This window comes from Thermoflexus sp. (assembly GCF_042408365.1).
GTDB lineage: Bacteria > Chloroflexota > Anaerolineae > Thermoflexales > Thermoflexaceae > Thermoflexus.
Genome location: NZ_JBHOQJ010000049.1, coordinates 1 through 1,970 on the forward strand (window position 1 = coordinate 1; position 1,970 = coordinate 1,970).

The following is a 1,970-nucleotide window of genomic DNA, read 5'->3' on the forward strand; positions in this document are numbered from 1 at the left end:
ATGGTGTGGAGAAGGTGATCGACGTGCGCCGATTCCCGAGCTCTCGACGGCATCCGCACTTCAACGGTCCTGCGCTGGCCGCCGCGCTGGCCGCTGTCGGCATCGGTTACCGGCACATTCCAGAGCTGGGGGGGCGACGAACACCTCGTTCGGATTCGGTGCATACGGCGTGGAAGACCCCTGGGTTTCAAGGGTATGCGGACCATATGGAGACGCCGGCCTTTCAGGCGGCTCTGGAGGAGGTCGTGGCGGAGGCGGCGCGGGCCCGCATCGCGCTGATGTGCGCGGAGGCGTTCCCGTGGCGATGCCATCGGCGGATGATCGCCGACGCGTTGCTCATCCATGGGATCCAAGTGGAGCATATTCTGGACTTCGATCGACGGGAGCCTCACCGCCTAACCCCGTGGGCGCGGGTGGAAGGGACGCGGCTGATCTATGCGGGGCCTCTGGAGCTCCCGGACCCTCAAGGCGCGAGGTCGGAATGACCGAGGTGCCCCATCGAGTTCGCGTGACGGCCGGTTTAATTCTGGGCCTTTTCCTGGCGGCCCTGGAGGCGACGGTGGTGGCCACGGCGATGCCCCGGGTGATCCAGGAGCTGGGGGGCGTCGCCTTATATAGCTTCCCTTTTGCCCTCTATCTGTTGATGGCCACGGTTTCCGGGCCGATCTGGGGTCGGTCGTCCGACCTATATGGCCGGAGGCGCCTGTATCTGGCGGCGGTGGCTCTTTTTTTGACCGGATCGGCCCTCAGCGGGGCGGCCCGTTCCATGCCGATGCTGATCGCCGCCCGTGCGCTCCAGGGATTGGGTGGGGGTGGCCTTCAAACGTTGACCTTCACCCTGGTTGGGGAGCTTTATCCGTTGCGTGAGCGGGCGCGCGTCCAGGGATGGATCAGCGGGGTGTGGGGGTTTTCCGCCCTCGTCGGGCCGTTGGTGGGCGGGTTGATTGTGGATCATTTCTCCTGGCGATGGGTGTTTTACCTCAACGTGCCCTTCGGGCTTGCGGCGATGCTGCTCGTGGGCCGCGGGGTTCCGGAATCCGCCCATGAGGCAGGCGTGCGGGTGGATCTTGGGGGCGCGGCGCTGTTCGCCCTTGGGGCGGGCGCCTTGCTTTACGGTCTGGAGCTCGAATCCCCCACGGCTCTTCTGCTGGCAGCTCTGGTGATGGCCGGTTTTGTGGCTTTCGAGCGACAGCAGTCGCTGCCTCTTATCCCTCTCCCCGCCCTGCGGCGGCCGTTTGCTTTCCGCGGCTTCCTGGGGAATCTCCTTGGGGGGATGGCGTTCTTCGGGATGACCGCATATATCCCTTTGTTCGTTCAAGTCGCACGGGGGCAGAGCGCTACCATAGGCGGTCTCCTGCTCTCCCCGATGACTGTGGGCTGGACCGTGAGCAGCGTGTTGACGGCCCGCTGGTTACCCCATTGGGGACCCCGGCCGCCGGCCCGCTGGGGGCCCATAGCGATGGTCGCGGGGTTTGGGGCGTGGGCGCTGGCGCGCCAGGCCCCTCTGCCGCTGTTGGGCCTGGCGGGCCTGATCGTGGGATCCGGGATGGGCGTCGTGATGCTGGCTCTCTTAGTTTGCGCCCAAGAAGAGGCCCCCCGGGATGTGCTGGGGGTGGTCACTGCGATGTTGCTGTTCGCTCGTAACATCGGTGGGTCCATGGGGGCTGCGGTTATGGGGGCGGTGCTGGGCCCTGCCCTCGCTGCAGGCGGGGAGGCCCTCCTGGCCGCCTTTTGGAGGGTTCCCCTCCTGGCGATGATCCTCGCGACGGGGATCCTCCTGATCGGCTTCGGCGTGCCGGATCTTCCGGCTCGGAAAGCCGAGCCCCGGGGGGAGAAAAAGCGGGCCGCATCGGTCCTCGAGTGATTGCGGCGGACATCAAAGCGGGTTGCTGCAATCTGAAGTTGAGACCGGCCGCCTTCGGCGGTCCCTCAAGGGTCTTCCTCCCCTCGCGGCAGCCTCTGGGCTGCCG

2 protein-coding genes are annotated in these 1,970 nt (G+C 66.4%); both read left to right on the top strand.

The window, feature by feature from the left end; genetic code table 11:
• On the top strand, nucleotides 1-485 hold a 485-nt coding region (locus tag ACFMO5_RS02285; RefSeq protein ID WP_376791156.1), incomplete at its 5' end, for a DUF488 family protein.
• Nucleotides 482-1,864 (top strand): MDR family MFS transporter, encoded by a 1,383-nt coding sequence (locus tag ACFMO5_RS02290; protein ID WP_376791157.1) that lies wholly within the window; start codon nucleotides 482-484, stop codon nucleotides 1,862-1,864. The genes ACFMO5_RS02285 and ACFMO5_RS02290, both read left to right, overlap by 4 nt.
• The last annotated feature ends 106 nt before the right edge of the window (nucleotides 1,865-1,970 follow it).

What these genes read in the sequence shown, in the direction of transcription:
- ACFMO5_RS02290 (WP_376791157.1), top strand. Translation starts at nt 482, where the DNA reads ATGACCGAGGTGCCCCATCGAGTTCGCGTGACGGCCGGTTTAATTCTG.